Source organism: Brumicola pallidula DSM 14239 = ACAM 615 (assembly GCF_000428905.1).
Lineage (GTDB): Bacteria > Pseudomonadota > Gammaproteobacteria > Enterobacterales > Alteromonadaceae > Glaciecola > Glaciecola pallidula.
Window position 1 is genome coordinate 230,950 of record NZ_KE386814.1, and the last position, 21,702, is coordinate 252,651.

18 protein-coding genes are annotated in these 21,702 nt (G+C 40.6%); 6 read left to right on the forward strand and 12 right to left on the reverse strand.

Annotation, left to right across the window (positions count from 1 at the left end):
• Positions 1 to 186 precede the first annotated feature (186 nt).
• The 3 genes from G399_RS0111880 to udk form a co-directional block, all read right to left on the reverse strand.
• On the reverse strand, positions 187 to 1,026 hold the full coding sequence (locus G399_RS0111880) for a 2OG-Fe(II) oxygenase family protein (RefSeq protein WP_006013848.1): 840 nt from the start codon (positions 1,024 to 1,026) through the stop codon (positions 187 to 189).
• 158 nt (positions 1,027 to 1,184) lie between these two features.
• Positions 1,185 to 2,402: a NupC/NupG family nucleoside CNT transporter gene (locus G399_RS0111885; protein ID WP_006013852.1), complete on the reverse strand. Its 1,218-nt coding sequence runs from the start codon at positions 2,400 to 2,402 to the stop codon at positions 1,185 to 1,187.
• A 24-nt stretch (positions 2,403 to 2,426) separates the two neighbouring features.
• Positions 2,427 to 3,062 (reverse strand): uridine kinase, encoded by a 636-nt coding sequence (udk, locus tag G399_RS0111890; protein WP_006013854.1) that lies wholly within the window; start codon positions 3,060 to 3,062, stop codon positions 2,427 to 2,429.
• 834 nt (positions 3,063 to 3,896) lie between these two features.
• On the opposite strand from udk, the gene G399_RS0111900 reads away from it, so the two are divergent.
• Complete coding sequence (locus G399_RS0111900; RefSeq protein ID WP_006013858.1) at positions 3,897 to 6,929, forward strand: TonB-dependent receptor; 3,033 nt, start codon at positions 3,897 to 3,899, stop codon at positions 6,927 to 6,929.
• A 397-nt stretch (positions 6,930 to 7,326) separates the two neighbouring features.
• Here the strand turns inward: G399_RS0111900 and nspC are convergent, their stop codons facing one another.
• The 4 genes from nspC to G399_RS0111920 form a co-directional block, all read right to left on the reverse strand.
• Positions 7,327 to 8,466: a carboxynorspermidine decarboxylase gene (gene nspC / locus G399_RS0111905; protein WP_006013860.1), complete on the reverse strand. Its 1,140-nt coding sequence runs from the start codon at positions 8,464 to 8,466 to the stop codon at positions 7,327 to 7,329.
• A gap of 14 nt (positions 8,467 to 8,480) precedes the next feature.
• Complete coding sequence (locus tag G399_RS0111910; RefSeq protein ID WP_006013862.1) at positions 8,481 to 9,683, reverse strand: saccharopine dehydrogenase family protein; 1,203 nt, start codon at positions 9,681 to 9,683, stop codon at positions 8,481 to 8,483.
• 88 nt (positions 9,684 to 9,771) lie between these two features.
• Entirely contained in the window at positions 9,772 to 10,206 is a 435-nt protein-coding gene (locus G399_RS0111915; protein ID WP_226989003.1) for a hypothetical protein, read from the reverse strand.
• A gap of 151 nt (positions 10,207 to 10,357) precedes the next feature.
• Positions 10,358 to 11,338: a 1-aminocyclopropane-1-carboxylate deaminase/D-cysteine desulfhydrase gene (locus G399_RS0111920; protein ID WP_006013865.1), complete on the reverse strand. Its 981-nt coding sequence runs from the start codon at positions 11,336 to 11,338 to the stop codon at positions 10,358 to 10,360.
• A 91-nt stretch (positions 11,339 to 11,429) separates the two neighbouring features.
• Here G399_RS0111920 and G399_RS0111925 point away from each other — a divergent pair, with 91 nt between their 5' ends.
• Both G399_RS0111925 and G399_RS0111930 read left to right on the forward strand, forming a co-directional pair.
• A complete protein-coding gene (locus G399_RS0111925; RefSeq protein ID WP_006013867.1) occupies positions 11,430 to 12,038 on the forward strand; it encodes a chalcone isomerase family protein in 609 nt (202 codons plus the stop codon).
• 133 nt (positions 12,039 to 12,171) lie between these two features.
• Positions 12,172 to 12,729 (forward strand): DUF3833 family protein, encoded by a 558-nt coding sequence (locus tag G399_RS0111930; RefSeq protein WP_006013869.1) that lies wholly within the window; start codon positions 12,172 to 12,174, stop codon positions 12,727 to 12,729.
• A 97-nt stretch (positions 12,730 to 12,826) separates the two neighbouring features.
• Here G399_RS0111930 and G399_RS0111935 read toward each other — a convergent pair whose 3' ends face one another.
• Positions 12,827 to 14,203: a sensor histidine kinase gene (locus G399_RS0111935; RefSeq protein WP_006013870.1), complete on the reverse strand. Its 1,377-nt coding sequence runs from the start codon at positions 14,201 to 14,203 to the stop codon at positions 12,827 to 12,829.
• 11 nt (positions 14,204 to 14,214) lie between these two features.
• Positions 14,215 to 14,898: a response regulator transcription factor gene (locus G399_RS0111940; protein ID WP_006013871.1), complete on the reverse strand. Its 684-nt coding sequence runs from the start codon at positions 14,896 to 14,898 to the stop codon at positions 14,215 to 14,217.
• 214 nt (positions 14,899 to 15,112) lie between these two features.
• Between G399_RS0111940 and G399_RS0111945 the strand changes: the two genes are divergently transcribed.
• The gene (locus G399_RS0111945) at positions 15,113 to 15,499 is read left to right on the forward strand and encodes an MAPEG family protein (RefSeq protein ID WP_006013872.1); all 387 of its coding nucleotides are present in this window, start codon (positions 15,113 to 15,115) and stop codon (positions 15,497 to 15,499) included.
• Between the two features lie 8 nt (positions 15,500 to 15,507).
• On the opposite strand, the gene aceK is transcribed toward G399_RS0111945, so the two are convergent.
• Positions 15,508 to 17,385 carry a bifunctional isocitrate dehydrogenase kinase/phosphatase gene (gene aceK, locus G399_RS0111950; protein WP_006013873.1) on the reverse strand — a complete coding sequence of 626 codons (1,878 nt, stop codon included), beginning with the start codon at positions 17,383 to 17,385 and terminating at the stop codon, positions 15,508 to 15,510.
• Positions 17,386 to 17,569: 184 nt separating this feature from the next.
• Between aceK and G399_RS0111955 the strand changes: the two genes are divergently transcribed.
• Both G399_RS0111955 and G399_RS0111960 read left to right on the forward strand, forming a co-directional pair.
• Entirely contained in the window at positions 17,570 to 18,103 is a 534-nt protein-coding gene (locus tag G399_RS0111955; RefSeq protein ID WP_006013874.1) for a DUF2937 family protein, read from the forward strand.
• A gap of 314 nt (positions 18,104 to 18,417) precedes the next feature.
• The gene (locus G399_RS0111960; protein ID WP_006013876.1) at positions 18,418 to 19,680 is read left to right on the forward strand and encodes a DEAD/DEAH box helicase; all 1,263 of its coding nucleotides are present in this window, start codon (positions 18,418 to 18,420) and stop codon (positions 19,678 to 19,680) included.
• Between the two features lie 37 nt (positions 19,681 to 19,717).
• Here G399_RS0111960 and G399_RS0111965 read toward each other — a convergent pair whose 3' ends face one another.
• Both G399_RS0111965 and hpf read right to left on the reverse strand, forming a co-directional pair.
• Positions 19,718 to 20,872 carry a flavohemoglobin expression-modulating QEGLA motif protein gene (locus tag G399_RS0111965; protein ID WP_006013877.1) on the reverse strand — a complete coding sequence of 385 codons (1,155 nt, stop codon included), beginning with the start codon at positions 20,870 to 20,872 and terminating at the stop codon, positions 19,718 to 19,720.
• Between the two features lie 239 nt (positions 20,873 to 21,111).
• Complete coding sequence (hpf, locus tag G399_RS0111970) at positions 21,112 to 21,468, reverse strand: ribosome hibernation-promoting factor, HPF/YfiA family (RefSeq protein ID WP_006013878.1); 357 nt, start codon at positions 21,466 to 21,468, stop codon at positions 21,112 to 21,114.
• Positions 21,469 to 21,702: the final 234 nt, after the last annotated feature.

Below are 21,702 nucleotides of genomic sequence, written 5' to 3' on the forward strand. Positions count from 1 at the left end.
AATTATCAGAGTGGTTCTCGTAAGCAATGTCCACCAGCGCAAAATACACTGAATATGTAAAGAACGAAAAATAAAATTTCTAATATAACAATGCCGCTCAACTTGTTTAATTGGCATTGTTTGTTTTTATTCTATTTAAAGAAGACCAGCAACTTTTTCTCTAAGGTTGTTGCGTCGTTAATAACGTCATAGAACCCCAAGCTCAGTTAAACGCTCAGTGAGGTAAGTGCCCGCAGTATGTCGTTCGGATAATTTTACATCAGGTCGTGGATGCAAGAATAGAGGTAATGAAATACGAGACTTGGTTATGTCTGTGCCTTCAGGATTGACGACTCTGTGAGTTGTCGATGGGAAGTACTGGCCAGAGGCTTCTTGCAACATATCTCCAATGTTAACAATCAAGTTACCAAAATCGCAGGGTACATCTAGCCAACTGCCGTCGGTCGCTTTTACTTGCAGGCCGGGCTCATTTGAAGCAGGTAACAATGTAATTAAATTAATGTCTTCATGCGCTGCTGCGCGAATGGCATCAATTTCTTCATCACCACCTAGGGGCGGATAGTGCAACACTCTCAAGAGGGTTTGCCCACTGTCCTCAATCATGTGTGAGAGTGGCATGCTGTAATGCTTGCTCACTTCGTCAGGTGATTCTTTTTCTATCCAGTTTAGTAACTGAGCGGCTAGCGCTGACGTGTTTTCGTAATAATTACTGAGTTCACTCTTCAATTTTGCGGGACACTGACCCCACGGATAATAATGAAAGTATTCCTTTATGTCTTTTTTCTTAAAGCCTTTCGCAATTTCTGACACGCTTTGTGGAAAGTAACCATCTTGAGTACCCTTATTGTAAAGGTACTGGTGTTTTGATTCACCATCGAAAAATGTTTGCCAGTTAGCGTAAATACTGGATACTGACGTTTGCTCAATTGGATGATTTTTTAAAACGCCAAAGCCTGTCTGACGCAATGATTCAACAAATTTCTGCGGCGCATCGGATGCGGTAAAATCAACGGCTTCTAATTTCATATTTTCGTGAACCTATATCTGTTTAATTGATTAACCTGAAACTGCTGGGCTTGATGTTTATTCAATCAAACTCGCTCTGTTTTAGTTATATTCCAAGTGATGAGAACGCGTCATTTCACTTTATTTGTTTTCTACTGTGCTTTTTCTTGGATAAAATATTACAAACTTAAGGTAATAAATATGCCAGCAAGTGCGGCACTCATTAAATTAGCTAACGTGGCCGCAAATACCGCTTTCAAACCCAACTGCGCAATCTCTTTGCGTCTGGCTGGGGCAAGAGCGCCTAAGCCACCCATCAATATTGCAATTGATGAAAGGTTAGCAAAACCACACAATGCAAATGTCACTATAGCTTGAGTAATGGGCGATAACTCATCGGCATATTTGATAAAGTCTGAATACGCAACGAACTCATTCACGACCACTTTTTGGCCAATAAAACTGCCAGCTAAATTTGCTTCGTTCCATGGCACGCCAATTAACCACGCTATTGGTTGAAATACATAGCCCAAAATAAGCTGTATCGATAGCTCTTGTTGACCAAACATTGCGCCAATACCACCAAGCATACCGTTTAGCAGGGCAATTAGCGCGATAAACGCGAGTAACATTGCACCTACATTCACCGCCAGTTTTAAGCCTGCACTCGCGCCACTTGCGGCAGCGTCGAACACATTAGCATATTCTTCATTATCGGCTTTGACATCGGTCAAGCCTTCATTAGTTTTGTTGGTTTCAGGCTCCAACATTTTAGCCATTAATAACCCACCTGGAGCAGCCATAAAACTAGCGGCTAACAAGTACTTTAATTCTATCCCTAAACCAGCATAACCTGCCATGATCGAGCCCGCAATTGAAGCTAAACCACCAACCATAACTGCAAACAATTCTGAACGCGTCATGGTCGGCAAAAAAGGTTTGATAATAAGCGGGGCTTCGGTTTGGCCTACAAATATATTAGCAGCTGCAGACATCGATTCAGGCCTGCTGGTGCCGAGTATTTTCTGCAATGCGCCGCCTATTACGCGAATAACAACAGACATAATGCCAAGGTGGTAGAGAACGGCAATTAATGATGAGAAGAATATGATGACAGGCAAAACATTGATGGCGAATATAAAGCCTAATGACTCACTGCCCACTAAACCGCCAAATAAGAATCGAATACCTTCTTCGCTGTACGAAATAACATTCGCCACATAAACTGTTAGGCTATTGAGGAAGTTGATACCTCCTTTTGAATACAATATAAAGGCACCCAATAAGGCCTGAATAGCAAAAGCGCCAATGACGGTTCGCCAATTGATACTTTTCCTTGCCGAAGAGAACAAAAACGCCATGCCTAATAAAAAGGCGATCCCTAATAATCCTGTCATTTGATTTTCACTTTTTTTTTTATTTTACGCTACTACCGATTTGCCTTCCAGTAAGTAAGAACATAAAACATCCACTGCCAAGTGATTTTCACCTCCGTGGGGTACGATTAGGTCAGCAAATGTTTTGCTAGGTTCAATGAACCGATGATACATCGGTTTGACTGTCTCTTCATACTGTTTTGCAACGGAGCTAATAGATCGACCACGCTCTTGAGTATCACGCAACATTCTTCGCATTAAACAGACATCAAGGGGCGTGTCGACAAACACTTTGATGTCGAATTGGTCGAATAATTGAATTTGTGTCAGCAACATAATCCCTTCAAGAATAATAATAGGCGCTGGACTAATAACGTCAAAGTCGGGAAGTCGCGTATGCGTAACATAACAATAACTTGGATATTCAATGCTATTACTACCGGTATTCAAATCTTGTAAATGTTGATTTAATAAGTCGTGTTCAAAAGCATCAGGATGGTCATAGTTAGTATTGACACGTTCACCCATCTCTATGTGGTCTTGAGCTTTATAGTAGTGATCCTCTTGCAGCACAAGCACTTCACGACCGTGTTGGCGTAATTTTAATGCTATATTTTGTGTAAAAAGTGATTTTCCAGAACCTGATGCGCCTGATATTGCAAGTATAATTGGTTTTTGCATGAATCTAGTTTAAGTCGGTAATGATAGTAGCCATAGGATACCCTTTCGATTCATTTCGATCAATTTAAGCTTTTATAGTGGACAGTATTATATGAAGATGCTGCTTAATTATACCGTCATGCCTTAAAATTGACGCTAGTTTATATCAACGGCTTATCATTTTTTCTATTTCGCGCAGAAGCTTAGAAAGTTACTTTGCTAACATCGGGCCAAGGATTGCAAGATCATGCTTAAAATCGAAGCGAGCCTCTAAACTAAACGATAATAAGCCTGACGAGAAAAATACTAAACTAAAAACTAACACAGGAATTATGATACGTTTACTACGATGGAATTGAGCCGCATTGCTTAAGTAATGGTCAATCTGCAGCTCGAGGATTGGGCGTTGGTGGGCCAAACGCAATTTCATTTTTTAACTACGGTAGCGGTGCCTGATCGGTTAAATTTAGGTACTGCCACTTAAAATTAAGAAGCTCCGCATAATGTTAACTATTTTTACGCGTAATTAATTTATTGAACGTCCTGCATGCGACTATCTTTGCAGTCGCATGGTTAGTTTAGTTATCGCGGTTATGTTGTCGTTCTTAGCTGGTTTTTGTATATTCTTTATGTACAGCGTTATGTGCGATTAGTGCAGTTTTATCCTATCATAATATTCAACAAAAGTAATCTTGTAATAGATGCGTCACAATACATCTGATAAACTATCTGACAAAAAAGTGCGCACAGCGAATAAGTTTACTGTCAATTAGAAACTACTTTGCACTCTTATATTAAATATGTGGAGTGCAGCCTATATCAAATTATAAAACTCACATAAAACAGGAAAACATAATGTTTAGAAATACAAAACTTAGTCGCACAGCGATTGCTGTTGCTATGTCGATTGGTATGTCAACTGCGGCGATGGCGCAAGTTACTTCTTCAGGAATGACTGGAAGTATAGTAGGTCCTCAAGGTAATCCAGCTGCAGGGACCGTAGTCACTGTTACTCATGAACCTACCGGCGCAACTAAAACTGTTACAGTTAGTGCAAACGGTACTTTCAACCTTACTGGATTGCGTGTAGGTGGACCTTACACCATAAAGCTTGACTCAGAGTCTCTCAATGATGAGACTATTACGGGTGTATTTTTGACCCTGGGTGAGGATTATCCAATTGAAGTTGCTCTTATATCTGACCAAGATGTTGAGCGTATATCGGTTACCGGATCGCGCATGAGCAGCGTTGCTTTTGGAAAAAACAGTCCTGCCACAACGTTTGGAATTGATACTTTAGAAAATGTTCCAGCTATTAACCGAGATATCACTGACATTCTGCGCATTGACCCAAGAGTTTATGTGGATGAAGCGGGTCAAAACTCAATCCAGTGTGCGGGTAAAAGCCCTCGTTTTAATAGTTTGACTGTAGACGGTGTTCGATTGAGTGATTCATTCGGTTTGAATTCAAATGGCTATCCAACCGAAAGAATGCCTTTTTCTTTCGACGCTATTGAGCAGGTTGCGGTTGAATTAGCGCCAGTGAGTGTTATTTATGGTGGTTTTACAGCATGTAATATTAACGCTGTAGCTAAAACGGGTACTAATGAATTTCACGGTTCAGCCTTCTACGACTATACCAACGACTCACTAAAAGGTGATTCGCTTGAGGGTGATAACATAGCCCTTAGTAGCTTTAATGAGAAACGTTACGGCTTCACTGTCGGTGGTCCACTTATTCAAGATACGTTATTCTTTTTCGCTGCATACGAAAAATTAGAAGGTAATAATTTATTCGAACGCGGCGCTACTGGTTCTGGTGCGGTAGTTGAGGTTGAGCTTACTCAAGCGGAGCTAGATGAAATTGCTTCCATATCAAACACCCTTTATGGTTTTGATCCAGGCGGTATTCCTGCGAGTTTAGCGAATGAAGATGAAAAACTTCTGATTAAATTAGACTGGAATATTAACCAACAACATCGTGCCTCATTCACATATAATTACAATGATGGTTTGAATTTCAACCAGTCTGATGGTGATGACAGTGAGTTTGAATTTGAAAAGCATTTGTATGAGCGTGGTGCAGAATTAACCTCATTAGTAGGCTCTTTATACTCAGATTGGACTGATAGTTTCTCCACTGAAATTCGCATCGTTAACCAAGAGCTAGACAATCGTCAAAACTCACGTGCGGGAGATGGCACTATTGGTGGCAATGATTTCGGTGAAATACGTGTTGAACTTGACAACGTAGACGTATACCTTGGATCGGACGACAGTCGTCAAGCTAATGACTTAAATTGGGAACAGTTCGGTCTTATCCTTCGAGGCACTTATTATTTTGACAATGACCACACGGTAACGTTCGGTTATGAACGCGATGAATTAGACGTGTTTAACTTATTTGTGCAGCATACGGAGACTGAAATCCGCTTTGACGGTATTGAGAATTTCCGCAACGGATTCGCGGATGCTATCTATTACAACAATGCTCCATCAGGCAATCCTCTCGACGCTGCTGCGGATTGGGGCTATGCCGTCAATTCTTTGTATATTCAAGACAACTTCTACCTAACAGATGATTTGTCAGTTACCGCGGGTTTGCGCTACGAATGGTATACCTCTAGTGATGCGCCAGCAGAAAATGCACAGTTTGTTGAGCAATATGGTTTCAGCAACAGCGGCACGATTGACGGCGAAGGTCTTCTTCAGCCACGAATTGGCTTGAACTACACGTTGAGCGACAACACCGAACTTCGTGGTGGTCTTGCCTTATATAGTGGTGGTAACCCTAACGTCTGGTTGTCAAACAACTTTTCTAACACCAACGTAACTCAATTTGGTGCACGAGGCAGGGATTATGGCTACACCGACGGTTCGCGCTCTTTATTCGATGCCGATGTAGTTTACTCCGGTCTTGAAGCGGGCGTGCCAAACGGCCCAGGCTATGGTGTGCCATCTGAGATGTTTGATGCAGTTGCAGGTGGAACTGGTGCAAACTTTGAGGTCAACTATTTAGACCCTGGTTTCAAGCTGCCAAGTGAGCTGAAACTGACTGCCGGTATGACACATTTAACGGATTCTGGCTATGTATTTGACGTTGATTTAATTATATCTCGCACTTACGACGCAGCTATTATCTTGAAGGGTGATTTAGTGGAAGAAGGTATAACTGATAATGGTTATATCGACTACGCAAGTCCTAATATTGATTCGTTTAAACTAACTAATTCCACAGCTGATTCGACCTCTCTGAGCCTAGCTGGAAGCATGACCAAGAGTTGGGATAACGGTATTCAGTTAACAACAGGTTATGCCTACAGTGACGCTGAGGATTCACAGCCAATGAACAGCGCCGTTGCGTTTTCAAACTACCAGTTCCGTGCTTATACTAATCCGAACGAACAAGTTTCTTCTTTGTCGGATTGGAACATTGAGCACCGTATTACCGTTGATTTTCGTTATACGGTTGAGCTAATTGATGGTTTGCAAACTCGTTTCTCGGCCTTTGGTTTAAGCCAATCTGGTAGCCCATATAGCCGCGTGCTAGAGAATGGTAACTCAGAATTTGGATTTACACCTTTCCTTGAAAGATTTGATAGCGGCAGTGGTGCAGTGCTACCAATTGGGTCGTCACGTAACTCATTTGAAAGCTCATGGTGGACAAAAGTCGATATCAGTGTAAGACAAGACATACCAGCGTTTGCTGAAGGCCACAGTGCTAATGTTTACTTTATTGTCGACAACTTCACCAATATGTTAAACGATGACTGGGGTGTTTTGTATGAAGCGCCTAACACAGTTCGTATTGGTGATACTACACCGGAAACTCGTCAGGGTGATGCATCTCAGTGGGAACTTCGTTTTGGTGTACAATACAAGTTCTAAAACCTACACTAGGTTAGTTGAACTGCCTACTTTTTGAAGAGCCTGTTTTAATTGAGACTCTTTAGTAAGGCCACTACAGAGGCTTGATTTCGGTATAGTACCGGAATCAAGCCTTTTTTTCGCTACTAACGAGCATATTGACTTTCTTAACAACACTATACTGTGAGTCGCATATAGTCTTGGTTACTGAGCAGTTGCTTAGGCTAGACCGGAAATAAGTGACAACAGTATGAGCACTTGTCCCTTCAGATCGGTGTTTGATAGGTTTTTATTGAAACGGTGAGTGTGTTTTGATTCGTTCATAACGCCCCAAAAGTGATATTCAACTTTTGGGGCTACTGCGTTCTTCGAGTTTTTGTTGCTGCGATTTGTTAATTGGGCGGTACTGAAATAACAATTATGACAAGCGAGCTTTAAACTCTTCGTACGTAAACTCTTTTATCAAATCAAAGGAGCCATCTTTTCGTAAAACCCCAATACTCGGATGCTCCACACCATTAAAAAAAGTTGTTTTAACCATGGTGTAATGCAGCATGTCTTCAAACACTAATCGGTCACCGGCTTTCAATTCATGGTCAAAGCTGTACTCTTCAATTACGTCACCGGCCAGACAGGAGTTGCCACCTATTTTGTAGGTAAATGCTTTTTCGTTGGGCATACCAGCATCACTAATTTTAGGTCGGTATGGCATTTCCAGTACATCAGGCATGTGCGCTGTTGCACTGATATCCATTATCAGAATTTGTTGCTCATTTTCAACGATGTCGACAACTTCGGCAACCAATGCACCCGCTTGCCAAACAACAGCCGAGCCAGGCTCCATAATAATACGTAGATTTGGATACTTCTCTTTAAAGGTGACCAAGGCCTTAATCAAATGTTCAAGGTCATAACCTTCTTTTGTCATCAAATGACCGCCGCCCAAATTTAACCATTTTAGGCTAGGCAGATACCTTGAAAACTTTTTCTCTATTGCATGCAATGTGCGTTCAGTTGCAAATGAATCACACTCACATAAATTGTGTACATGAAAACCGTCAACACCAGTTAAGTCTTGACCTTCAAGTTGAGACGCTAAAATTCCTAAGCGAGAACCAGGTGTACAAGGGTCGTACAGGGGGGTGTCAGCCTCTTGAATCTCTGGGTTCACTCGTAAGCCAGCAGAAACCGAGCTTTGTATAACCTGTTCTTTAAATTGATCCCACTGGCCCATGCTGTTAAAAGATAAGTGATGCACTAAATCTAAAAGCTGGTCCATGTCTTTCTGCTTATAGGCAGGAGAGTAACAATGCACTTCGCCGCCCATTTCGTAATTGGCAAGCTTTGCTTCCCAAACAGCACTTGCTGTTGCACCCTTCAAATACTGCTTAATCAACGGAAAGGTTGACCACATCGAAAAGGCTTTGAGCGCCAAAATGATATCAACGCCTGCCTTATTTTGGACGTATTGCATCAGTTGCAAATTTTGTTCAAGCTTCGCCTCGTCACAAACGTAACAAGGAGAAGGGATATCATCTCTTAAATATCTATTTGTCATTGAGTATTATCTCACTACTTCGCAAACGGGCTGCTTTCGCATTCAATAACATGCCAAGGTAGGCCATGTTCCTTTAGCATTGCCATAAACGGGTCTGGATCGAATTGCTCCATGTTCCAAACGCCTGGTTTTTTCCATGTATTGTTTAACATCAGCGCTGCACCAATCATAGCAGGGACACCGGTGGTGTAAGAAACCGCTTGCGCCCCAACTTCTTCATAACAAACAGCGTGTTCACAGTTGTTATAAATGAAAATAGTCTTTTCTTTGCCGTCTTTTATGCCCGTGATGTAAGTACCAATACAGGTTTTTCCGGTATAACCTTCGGCTAGTGAGCCGGGGTTAGGTAATACTGCCTTCAAAAACTCCAGAGGAATTATTTGTTGGCCTTGAAAGTCGATAGGGTGAATACTTGTCATACCGATGCCTTCAAGCACTTTTAAGTGATTCAAGTAAGCATCACCAAAGGTCATCCAAAAACGAGCACGTTTTAAAGTAGGGAAGTGCTTCACTAATGACTCGAGCTCTTCGTGGAACAACAAATAAGACGCTCTTACGCCGATGTTTTGATAATCCAAATCTTCACGGACAGTTAATGGGTCAGTCTCTTTCCATTCGCCATTTTCCCAAAAACGACCCCGCTGGGTTACTTCGCGAATATTAATTTCAGGATTAAAGTTTGTAGCAAAAGCCTGACCGTGGTCACCACCATTGCAATCGACAATATCCAAATAATGAATTTCATCAAAGTAATGCTTTGCCGCATAGGCCGTGTAAACGTTAGTTACGCCGGGATCGAACCCGCTGCCAAGAAGTGCCATGATGCCGGCATCATGAAACTTTTGCTGATACGCCCACTGCCAAGAATATTCGAATTTAGCGACGTCTTTTGGCTCATAATTTGCGGTATCAAGATAGTCAGTTTTCGTCGCTAAACACGCATCCATAATAGGTAAATCTTGATAGGGCAGGGCAAGGTTAACCACTAAGTCAGGTTTCACTTTATTTATTAATTCGATGACGGCGTCTGCGTTATCGGCATCAACAGTAAAAACGCCTTTTAGGCGATCCCCACCTACTTCTTTTTGAAGCGCTTCACATTTTGATAATGTGCGACTCGCCAAATAGATTTCGTCAAATATTTCAGGTAATCGAGCACACTTTTTAACAGTTACGGAAGAAACGCCGCCAGCGCCGATTATTAATACACGAGACATAAGAATTCCTTACTAAATAATTTGGCTGCATCGTAACAGCAATTTTTGAATTGGCAAGTTTAATGGAAAAGCGCAGAGAGCGATAGGATCAGTCTGAAAAATCACAAGTAAAAGGCTTACCTATTTTGATTGAATTTACTTCAAACTCATAAGGATAGAGTGTTAAGGTATTTTCACCATTTGCATCGCAAATACTAAACATGAGTGCATCGTTCTCTGCTTGTTGGGGTGATCTAATGGTAGCGGCATAAACAAGCATGCCAATGGCCGAGTTTGCTTGTTTTTTACCTATCGCTAACTGATGTTCGAGCTTTTCGATCATGCCAAAATGCGCGCCGTTAGGATGTTTATTGTTGTAGTCCTCGTCATCAAGAAAAATGCATTGGATCTGTTTTTCGATTGAGAGAACGGCAAAGGGATACAAAGTCTCTGATCGAGAGAGCATGACTTCACACAAGTTTAATGCTCTATCAATCATAGATGCATATTGCACCTGTTGTTTCAGAATCATTTTGTGCTTCACGTCGTCCACCTCAATTTCTATATTTTTTAATGGTATACAGACCTTTATTTGCGATCTATATGTGAATGTTACATATGGGTAATCTAACGGCAAGCACGGCAAAATAGTTCAATCTACTAATGCGATGGTTTTATAAGGATGTATCACTTTATTAGCGGGCCCCCTGTAATCCGCCTGTATGAATAATTAAGATTTTGCTATGGGGGGCAAAATAACCCTGTTGGATAAGCGTTTTGAGGGCGAAAAAACATTTGCCGGAGTAGACCGGTTCAATGCAAATAGGTGTGTCTTGTTTCGCTTGTTGTTGATTGACCTCTTTGCAAAACGTGTCTAGCTCAGCTGTACTTTTGGCATAACCACCAAAGTGAAATTGGTGATTGATATGCCAAGGTAAATAAGGTGTGTCCTTGTTTAGGAATTGATCTACCAAGCCTTCTAAGTAGCCCTCGCCTTGCAGTACGCCGATGCCTATTATATTTTTGGCGAGTTTGGGTGGGCAGTTTTTAATGACACCAGCCATGCTCGCGCCGCTGCCAACAGGGAGTAATATGGCGTCGAAGGGTCTGCTTGAATTAGCTAGATTAATTTCATTTAGCATTGCCTGCATACCAAAAAGCGCGTCTTGTTGTGAGCCACCTTCTGGAATAATAACATCGGCATTCATGTCTTTACGTAGTTTTGCTAAGTAGTTCTGATCGGTTTTTTTTTGGTAGGTTATCTTGTCCACAAAGACTAAATTAGCATTCCAGTTGTTTAAGTCTTGCAAAGTGCGGTTAAGCGCTTGGTCTTTTAGATAAGCGCCGCGAATAACCGCAGTAAACTTGATATTTAGCTGGTTACAGCAATAGCTAAGTGCATGCAGATGATTTGAATATGGACCGCCAAAACTGAGTATGTGTGATGCTGGAATTTGCTGAAAGTCCTGCAAAGGCTTAGTTAGTTTACGCCACTTATTTCCTGCTATAATGCCATGCAGCAAGTCATCTCGCTTACACCAAACTTCAACGTTTTTTTCTCTATCATCATCATCGATAAAGAAACGAGTCCAGGCGGCTTCTATTTTTTGCAAAGGCGAAGGAGTAACAATTGAAAATCGTGTTTCGATACTCTCTGTGCGCGGATAGGTTAACAAAGTTTAATCCTTTATACTGATCTCTTGCTGTAGGATACGACGTTACTACTTACATATCATCTGTAATGCGACAGATAATGAGGAAGCGACTATGAAATTACCAAAAAAAATATTATCTTCGATGCTTTTTGCGCTGTCATTTACTTCTGTAATATACACTGCTGTAGGTCATGCGAAAACACTTGAAACGCCAACTCAATTGAGTGTGTCAACTGCCGCCGTAGACAATACGCCATTAACCTTTATGCAGATTTCTGCACAGTATATGCAAAACCCAAAAGTGGTTGGTGAAGCGCGACTCAAGGTCATGTTTTGGAACATTTATGACGCCAAACTATCGGCAGCTAACGGCGAGTGGAAAAAGGACACATCTTTTGCGTTATCGCTGACGTACTTACGCGATTTTGATGGCGAAGAAATAGCCAGTCGGTCAGTAGATGAGATGCGAGATATTGGTTATAAGGATGAAGTGCTCTTAGCCAAATGGTTTGAACAAATGCGTTCTGTTTTCCCGAATGTGAAAGAGGGTGAAAATATTACCGGTGTGATGGATGAAAATCAGCACACGCACTTTTATCATGAAGGCGAACTGGTAGGTAGTATAGAAGATAAATCTTTTGGTCAATCTTTTTTCGGTATCTGGTTGAATGAAAAAACTTCTGAGCCAAAAATGCGTAAACAGTTGTTAGGGCTTTTATAATACGCTGCTCGGCTTGTATCTACTATCTAACTAAACAGGAGTAGCCATTTGAGTCGCAGTGAATATAGGAGCAATGCTAACAAGCTATAAAATAGCTCAATTCTGTTCTAAGATGAGTGTACAAGGAGTAAAAATGAATTTGTCGAAATTGTCGAAAAAAATCACCATGCTAGCAGCACTGGCCGCTTCAATTATTTTTTTGGGCGCATGCTCAATATCGTTGGATGCGCAAAAATATGAGCAAATGGAACCTAAATTTGATATTGAAAGTTTCTTTGACGGTAAAGTAAAAGCGTGGGGAATTGTCCAAGACCGAGATGGTGATATCGTTCAGCGTTTCGTCGTGCATATTGACGGTTATAAAAAGGATGGTAATTTAATTCTAGATGAACGCTTTGAATATGGTTTTGGCGACGGTCCAAAAACACGGGTTTGGACCTTGAGCAAAAATGCAGATGGCTCTTTCACGGGTAATGCCGGCGATATAGTGGGCACAGCCAAAGGCACACCGCATGGTAATGCATTTAACTTCGCATATGAAATGGACCTAGCCGTGGGGGGCTCTACCTATCGAGTTAACTTTGACGACTGGTTTTTTGCTTTTGATGATAAAACAATGATGAATCGTTCGTATATCAGAAAATTCGGCATTGTGATGGCTGAAGTGACGATTTTTATGCAAAAGCAATAAAGCAACCTAGCAATGAACCAGAATAAAGCATCAATAACGACACTGTCGTATTTGGTAGCCGGGGCATGATTGACGCGTCATCCCTTGGCTGCCAAATTTATCCACGTTGAGGTAATACAATCTCACAGCCTAAGCCTGACGATGTTGCTAATGGCTTGTCAATAAATCCAATGGTGCCCTTGTGCAGATTGACAATCGCCAGCACCAGCGCCAAGCCCAAACCATTGCCACTTTTACTTCTGCTACTATCTGCACGGTAGAAACGTTGTGTGAGTTTTTCAAAAGCCGATGGTGTGACGCCAGGGCCTGAGTCTAATACGCTGAAAACCATTTGCTTTTGCTGGCCTAAGGTCGCGTTATCTAGGGTTACAATAATGTGACCCCCTACTTGATTAAATTTAATCGCGTTATCTAAGACATTTGCGAAGGCCTGAAATATAAGATCTTTATCACAATACAGTGCCTCGTTTTTTAAGTTGATGGTCAACGTCAAGTGAATCTTATTGTCCTCAATAATGGGCGAGTACAGATCAATTACGTCCTCGAGAATTTTTTTCATATTGTGTTGAGCAAACGCACTGGTTTTTCGTTCGGACTCAATATCTGCAATTCTTAATAATGAGTTAAAGATAGACAATAAATTGTCAGACTCTTTCAATAGTGCATATTTATCATCGCCCTCAGGCATAACTTCAATATGCGTTTTGAGTCTTGCCAAGGGTGTCCGTAAGTCATGCGCAATGTTGTCAGATACCGATTTAATGCCTTCTACAGAATACTCAAATTGGTCGAGCATTTTGTTTAGCGCCATGGTCAATTTACTCAAATCATCCCAGTTGCTATCGACCGGCAAGCGCTCAGTTAATTTACCAGTAGAAATAATGTCATCAGCTTTTTCTGAAATAATATTAATACGGTTTACAACATAGTAGGCTACCCAGATGCTGGTGGCTGAAATTAGGCAAAGAATTAATATCATTATCCAACCAAAGGTTCGGCCAACCCACTGAATAATTTCTATGTCGTCTATATTGCGTCCAATAAGTAATTGATGGCCGTTAGTCAAGACCATTATCTTGGCCATAACATCATATTCTTTGGATGCGGCGTCACCAATTTTTAATGATATCATGCCATTTTTGATGCTCTGTGTACCATCGCTCGGCCAAAACAGCATATTGCCAGTGATAAACTTGTTTTTGTCGTTCTTGAGATGATAGAAAAAGTCGTTCCCGTTTTCTGCAATTCTATCATTTAGTGCTTTTTCAACGGCTTTTGATCCAGCCGCTCTATAAAGTGAGTTAAAGCCTCTTATATCAGCGTTGATGGCCGCTTCTGATTCTCTTATCAGTAAATCGTCATTCGAAATAATAAGGAAGTAGGTAATAAACACCACTCCAATCATTAACAAGCTGGTAAATACAATACTAAGAGTAAAACTGGAGCTGTTTCGAAATGCGCTGATTGCTCTCACTTATTGGGCTCCTAAGCTGTTGGCTCTGATACTAAGTACCCCGCTCCGCGAATAGTTTCAATAATTTGATAGCTAAAACCTTTGTCGATTTTATTTCTTAATCTGCTGATATGCACATCGATCACATTAGTTTGAGGGTCGAAGTTATATTCCCACACTTTTTCTAACAGCATGGTTCTTGTGACTATCTTGCCTTTATTTTTCAATAAGAATTCAAGCAGTTTGAATTCTTTTGATTGTAGATCGATGACAGTATCGTTGCGGGTAACACGTCGATTAATTAGGTCGAGTTTTAGCTCACCCAACACAATTTCGGTAACGCTAGGCGTTGCCGGTGATTGACGAGAGGCAACAATTTCAATGCGCGCCAATAGCTCTTCAAAAGCGAAAGGTTTGGTCATGTAATCATCAGCGCCCGAGCGCAAACCTTTTACTTTATCTTCAACTTTGTTTTTTGCACTAAGGATAACCGCAGGCGTTTTATTACCAGACCCTCTAATGGTGCTTAATAGCGTAATGCCATCGACGTACGGCAACATTCTATCCAGAATAATCACATCATATTTATTGGTCGTGGCCAATAACAGTCCTTGTTTCCCGTCGTTTGCCACCTCTGGGGTGTGGCCTGATTCTTTAAGACCCTTGTTAATGTATTGTGCAACGGTCGAGTCGTCTTCTACGATAAGTATTTTCATTTCAGTCGTTTTCCATTTGACATATTGGCGATTTTTGTATCTTTGCTTACCTGAAAATATCCATATTATTCATGCAATGATTTACAAACCTTATTTCGCATAATCGTATATTATTGTAGTCATAAATAGACCGCATTAGTTTTTTTACGTAACATTTTACAATAAAGACCTATCCCCCTTACTTTTTCAAGGGAAACCAAACTAGGAGAGAAGTATGACAATAGTAGTAATTTGTATGGCGATAGTGGTTTTCATGCCGATGTTGGCGAAAGTGCCCTTGGCCATCATGATGAATAAGCAAGGAGGATATAACAATAGGTTACCTCGTGAACAACAAAAAAACCTAGAGGGTTTGGGCGCTAGGTCAAAAGCGGCGCATGAGAACTGTTTTGAAGCGACCACATTTTTTGCGCCAACCGTATTGTTGGTGCTTGCACTCAATGCCGTTAATCATACCACCGCTTATTTGTGTATTACTTTTGTGGTAGTTCGTCTGGCTTATTTAGTTTGTTATTGGGGCGACTGGCATTTGTTGAGAAGTTTATTCTGGGGTATTGGCATGTTCACAGTCGCAGCTCATTATTACTTGCTGTTAAGTTAAGTAATCAATTAACGAATAAAGCGATATCGCGCAGGGTAAGGTGTGAAATTTTGAATGACACCTTGGGCGGTTATGCGCTGAGTTTCGAGCCAATATTCAGTGGTCATGAGGTCGCCGTGTAGTTCTTTTAAAATGTCTTTAAATACTTTTTTACCCACAATAAAGTGTTCAAACTGTTCAGGGAATACATCAGTAGGACCCACTGATAGAGTATCAATAGCGTAGGGGTCGCCGTTTTTAGGTAAACTACGAAACTGACGTTCGGACATGTAGCAAATCTCATCATAGTCGTAAAATATAACTCTTCCGGTTTTCGTTACGCCGAAATTTTTATGTAACATATCACCTGGGAAAACATTCGCTAGGGCTATTTGCTTAATACAGAGACCAAGTTCATCAAGCACATTACGAATTTTAATTGGATCGGTTTCCTGCTGCAGATATAGGTTAAGTGGCGTCATTTTTCGTTCAATATACATGTGTGAAAGTATCACATCGCTTTCTGTCATTGTCAGACTGCTCGCGCAAGTATCCTGAAGGTATTGTAGGAGTTCTTGGTCGATACGATTGCGCGGAAAACGAAAGTTCATGTATTCATGAGTATCAGCCATCCGGCCTACGCGATCGGTCGCTTTTACTAATCGGTAGCGATCTTTGACGTATTCGCGAGTAATTTTTTTACTTTCGGCAAATTCATCCTTAATCACTTTAAATACAACGCCATAAGAGGGTAAGTGAAAAACAGTCATCACTAGTCCTTTTATACCAGGTGCAAGCTCAAACATATCGGCCGTATTATCACCTGAAGTAGCGTCTAAATGGGCTAAAAAATTACGATAAAATACGGTCTTACCATGTTTGTAAAAACCCATTGACATATATAGTTCAAAGTTCTTTTTATGCGGCAACAACTCTTGCAAAAAGGCAACGACTTCAGCGGGATATTGCGTGTCGGCCATAAAATACGAACGTGCAAAACTGAATATCACACTTAAATGATGCCGCTCAGTTAACAACGCATCGACCATGAGCTTGCCATCATCCGTCATCTGCATGGCGATAACAAAAGGTAATGTTTCGTCGGGCATACAAATTCTGCCTACCAAATAGGCCGCTTTTCCGCGATAAAAAACAGGTTTTAGCATTTCGACAGCGTGCACGCTGGCCAATTTATCACGATTCAATTGCGCCCTTAATGCCCTGTCCATGTTATCTAAATCGATATCTAGATTATCGAAAGGCGTTTTGAAACGATAAGTATCAAATATAGATTCATGCATGGCTCTGACAGTGCCAGAAGTGTCAAAACTATGAATAACTTTATGCCGGTCTTGGCCAGGTAAATAGCAACGACTGGGCAGCACAAACATCATATTGTCATCAATTTTACTGTGTTTAAAAATACGCCCGATAACTGAATTATAAAAGGTCTCAGCCAATTCAAATTGTGGGTGGCCGTTAAGCAATTTAGAGTATTGATTTTTGGCTGCTTTCCAAAAGCGTTGATCTTGTTGCTTAGGATGAACTTGTCGATATAAGTCAATAACTATATCCGTTAAACTCTGCTCATAAATAGCGATCCGCTCTTCAATAGCGCGTTGAGATGCAGCCCACTGTTGATTCTCAAATCGTTCTTTTGCCCCCGCTGTAATACGACTATGCCAACGATATGATTTATCAAAACCAGTGATGATTTGGTAGGCAAATTGGCGTGCAATTGCGTCCAGCGCTTGCTGATTGCTGCTGGCTTCGTTTTTACTTTTGTTGTCGCTCAATGGAGAAGTGCTAACTAAACCTTCATGGCTAATAGGCGCTAACGTATTCTTCGCAGAATGAATGGACGCAGCAGGCACAATACTTTTTGGCGAAGCGGTTTTTTTTTTCATCGTTTAACTATTCTTCATTGCCTTGCGTTAACTTATGCTAGATTACCATGTATTTTATACTCTGCTAACACGTTGTCATTGTCGCGACCTTGATTAATCCAATCCTTACTATATATTTTATATTAAGCGAGTGCAGATAAAAGGCTATTAGTAACTGTGCACTTCAAGTTAAGTAGGAATTACATTGATATTTAAAACACTCGACAAGCTGTTTTTTGGCGTCACATTAGTTTTGGCTCTTCAAGTGCCTCAGTTGGCGGATCATTATCAGCAATTTTTAGCGGGCATGCATGAATCGAATCAATGGCAAATTGATGGGTATCAAAAAACTGCCAAAAAATACAATTATGACTCTGTAGACGCTATGATTGAACATCATCTGCAAAATGCAGTTCCTAGCGTGCGCGATGACGCAGTTCAGAAACAACAAACCATCATTAAGTATAATGAGTTGAGTGAAGGACTCGCGGTTTTCCAAAGCGGCAATATAATTCAGAAGTTGTTCTTTATGCTGTCCCCAAGTGGTTGGCAATACATAGACAATACCTTAGAAAATTTTTCATTTGGTTTACCTATTACAACCGAAGGTATTTTATTTGGTGTATTATTTGGCTTGTTTTTGAACCTACTTATTAGCACACCAACATCGATGATTGCAAAGAGACGTCGAGAGCGAAAAAAACAAAAGGGACTAAAAAACGGAATTGTAGACAGCTAACTTTTTAATTTTTTTATAAAGCTTTATAATTCCGCTTTATTATCAACTTTTATGCTTAAACGCTATTAATAAAACAGTGTTATAAAACGCACAGCTAACAGGCTCTCCAGAGGTTTTGTTTTGAAAAACCGCAACTTCTAATATCCTAGTATTTGCGCTTATATCGGTGTTGAGCAGAAAAACATCATTTAATCCCACCAAATCGTATAAAATACTGTATATTCCGCATTCATTTTTTGACTGTAGCCAGTGGTTATTGGTCTTTCATGCCATTAAACGACTACATTACAGAAAACCGCTACAGAGGACCCCACATGAAATTTTCAACTTTAGGCCTACACGCATCACTTGAGCAAGCTATTGAGGCTTGCGGATACAGCGAGATGACGCCTGTTCAAGAATTATCAATGGTGAAAGCGCGTCGCGGTAAAGACTTGCTTGTCCATGCCCAAACGGGTACCGGTAAAACGGCTGCTTTTGGATTGCCTGTTTTGCAGCAAATGCTTGATACGCCTAAAGAGACTATTTCAAGTAGCCCAAGAGCGCTAATTTTAACCCCAACCCGAGAACTCGCTGAGCAACTTGCTGAAGCTATCGGTGGTTATGCTCAATTCACGGCATTAACGGTTACGGCATTATACGGTGGCGTAAAAATGGCTGGGCAAATGAGCAAATTAAAACAAGGGATTGATGTGCTTATTGCAACGCCTGGTCGTTTACTCGAACACATGGCACTGAATAACGTGACTTTGGCCAACGCAGAGTTTGTTGTGCTTGATGAAGCCGATCGCATGCTAGACATGGGCTTTATCGCTGATGTGAGTAAAATTATGCAGCACACGGCGAAAAAACGCCAAACTCTCTTATACTCTGCAACCAGTTCGCCCGCAGTAAATGAGTTGTGCCACAAGATCCTAAATAATCACACTGAAATTCGAGTGAGCAGAGCTAATGCTGCTGCTGACACAGTAAACCATGTAATGTACCCGGTTGAAGAATCACGCAAAATTGATTTATTTAAGGCCTTGCTGAAAGAACAAAATTGGTTCCAAGTATTGGTTTTTACCAGCACAAAAGAGCAGGCCGACAAACTCATGGCGGCACTCAAACAAAGTAAAATTGAGGCTGCGGTTTGTCACGGTGATAAAAGTCAGGGCTCACGTCGCCGCGCACTGGCTGATTTTAAGTCAGCCAAGCTTCAGGTATTAATTTCAACTGAAGTTGCAGCACGAGGACTAGACATTCAAGGTTTGGATTTTGTGGTCAATTACAATCTGCCTTACTTACCCGAAGATTATGTTCACAGAATTGGTCGTACGGGTCGCGCTGGAAACTCAGGTAATGCAATTTCATTTGTGAGTCGTGAAGAAGAGCGCACCATAAGTCGCATTGAGACGCTTATTGGTTCTTCTATTAAGCGAGTGGTAAAGAAAGGGTTTGAAGTGAGCAATCGTCAAAGTTTGTTGAAAAGCATTTCAAAGAGCGGTCGCCCTAGCAAAACCAACAAAGTGAGTAAAACAGATATCACGGGTGATAAAGTTAAAGCGAAGAAACGCAATACTTCTAAACGCAAGTAGTACGTTTCGATTCTTTAGCGTTTTTTTATTGCATGCGTTATCTTATTGCATGCGCAATGTATTGTTTAATTTCGCTTAAACTATTTGGGTTTTTGAAGATATCAGACACATACTGAGGCTCATTTAAAATGCCTTTGGTAATCAATCGGCTAATTTGTGGCAAATAGTCAATCGATGTTTTACCCGCAAATAGTAAATTGAAATTAGGCTCGTTTTCATAAGCATTCAGCATTTTATGAAAACCTTGCATGTATAAATAATCCTTCACGAAACCGCCACCTCTGTATATGCGTGAACATACCGCGAAGGCAATATCATTGCTCGCGCCATACTCTTCTTTAAGCATTAAAAAACTTTTTCTGAAGCTTTTTTCCTTTATCATGGATTGCACTGCGACTACCCGCAAGGCCAATATTTTCAAACGTTTGATGGTTAAGTTATCCGACAAGTATTCACTTAAAATAGCCAAACCTTCTTGCGTCATGGTATTAAGCGGGTTACCTATTTCTAATATTCTTAGCGGTTGCTGTCTTGCATTTAACGTGGTTACTAGGTGCACGCCAATTTCATGTTGTGCCAAGGCATTGGTGTCGCTTAATGAAAGCTTTGCATTTTTGTTTAATTTAAGTGTATTACCTGATATTAGGGCATTTGCGATCATGTTTTCTTCGATCTTGAGATTGTAGGGTAAGCCATTACTTTCAGCAAAATCGACTAATATTTTTTTGATTTCCTCAAATACTAAAACTTCCTCATTTTCCTCATTTAGATTACCGGGTAAATGCAGGATGAATTTTGCGTTGCCGATATCTTTTTGTGTGGGCTCACCAAAATAACGAAGAGAATCATAAATAAAGTCACTAGTACCAATAGAGTTGAATTGATCTACTTTGTCTAAGTAGCTATCAATGGTGTCAAAATAAATTTCCGTAAGGTCGTCATCTACGACCTTTTCAAGGGGTAAATTTAATAACCTCCTTTTGGTTGCAAATACGTCTAATTTACTGCCTTCATAGGTGAACTCAGGTTCAATCGAAAAGTGGCTATCAAAGAAGGTTTTTTTTTGTTGGTCAAAATTAGTTGGATTTACTGCGCTCAAAATATTGATTGTTTTTGTGATTTCGTAAAATTCACTGTCAAATTCAATTAATTCTTGAGAGATTTGTGGCTTACCTAGAATGACCTCTGTCACTTTTTATCCTTTGATTTTTGGGAGCAGTCTACACTGATGAACTTTTACATATAGTAGCTTTATGTTCAATGATACTAGTAATGCTGCGTATGAGTTTATTTTTGAGTCGTCAATTATATCAAGTAGTCGAGTAAGCGGGCTGCATTTGTGCCGTCAGAGGTAGGTTTTGATGAACATTCTTTATTATTGCGCTCAAGTTCTCAGTGTTAACTTGAGCGCGTTTGCTAAATAGAGATGGCTTAACTTAGGTCCATATCTTGGATAATTTCATGCGCAATTTCTGGTGTAGTTACTGTGGGTTTCTCATGTAAGTCACCTTTTAATTGGCCTTTTCGGTGTTTAAGCGCTGCATCTAATTTTTTAATGGCTTGAGAAACGGCCGGATACATAACGTCATTCTTGCCTTTTACTGCAATACTGCTACCTTCATATTTAGTGGCAACCTCGGCGCTGTATTCTCTGTGCTCTTTAGTCAAAATCACATCTACGGCGATGAGGGTCGGGAAATGGCTCTCTATTTTTGAGAATTTCTGCTGAATATCTGCTTTAGCTGACTCTGAGATATCGCAGTGGTGACCTGAAACATTTATTTTCATAGGTTTTCCTCTTTGCTTTGATTACGTTTTTTTTGTTTGCATCACTGTATAGCTTGGGACAATATAAGAAAAACACAAGGTATTAAACATTTTTTTTATGCCAGTGACTTAAAACATATGGATGTTGGAAGCTAGATCAATAATTGGGTCTATATCGTTTTCTCGCTTTAAGTTGTTAGTCGCATGAAGTGAGTATTGCTTGAACTCAGTTCTGTTGTATAGATCTAGGATAGC

Bases quoted from the DNA above. Each gene is read 5' to 3' on its own strand.
- G399_RS0111960 (WP_006013876.1), top strand. From the start codon at position 18,418: ATGAAATTTTCAACTTTAGGCCTACACGCATCACTTGAGCAAGCTATT.
- nspC (WP_006013860.1), bottom strand. From the start codon at position 8,466: ATGACAAATAGATATTTAAGAGATGATATCCCTTCTCCTTGTTACGTT.
- G399_RS0111880 (WP_006013848.1), bottom strand. From the start codon at position 1,026: ATGAAATTAGAAGCCGTTGATTTTACCGCATCCGATGCGCCGCAGAAA.
- udk (WP_006013854.1), bottom strand. From the start codon at position 3,062: ATGCAAAAACCAATTATACTTGCAATATCAGGCGCATCAGGTTCTGGA.
- G399_RS0111900 (WP_006013858.1), top strand. From the start codon at position 3,897: ATGTTTAGAAATACAAAACTTAGTCGCACAGCGATTGCTGTTGCTATG.
- G399_RS0111885 (WP_006013852.1), bottom strand. From the start codon at position 2,402: ATGACAGGATTATTAGGGATCGCCTTTTTATTAGGCATGGCGTTTTTG.
- G399_RS0111910 (WP_006013862.1), bottom strand. From the start codon at position 9,683: ATGTCTCGTGTATTAATAATCGGCGCTGGCGGCGTTTCTTCCGTAACT.
- aceK (WP_006013873.1), bottom strand. From the start codon at position 17,385: ATGAAAAAAAAAACCGCTTCGCCAAAAAGTATTGTGCCTGCTGCGTCC.
- G399_RS0111940 (WP_006013871.1), bottom strand. From the start codon at position 14,898: ATGAAAATACTTATCGTAGAAGACGACTCGACCGTTGCACAATACATT.
- G399_RS0111945 (WP_006013872.1), top strand. From the start codon at position 15,113: ATGACAATAGTAGTAATTTGTATGGCGATAGTGGTTTTCATGCCGATG.
- G399_RS0111930 (WP_006013869.1), top strand. From the start codon at position 12,172: ATGAATTTGTCGAAATTGTCGAAAAAAATCACCATGCTAGCAGCACTG.
- hpf (WP_006013878.1), bottom strand. From the start codon at position 21,468: ATGAAAATAAATGTTTCAGGTCACCACTGCGATATCTCAGAGTCAGCT.
- G399_RS0111925 (WP_006013867.1), top strand. From the start codon at position 11,430: ATGAAATTACCAAAAAAAATATTATCTTCGATGCTTTTTGCGCTGTCA.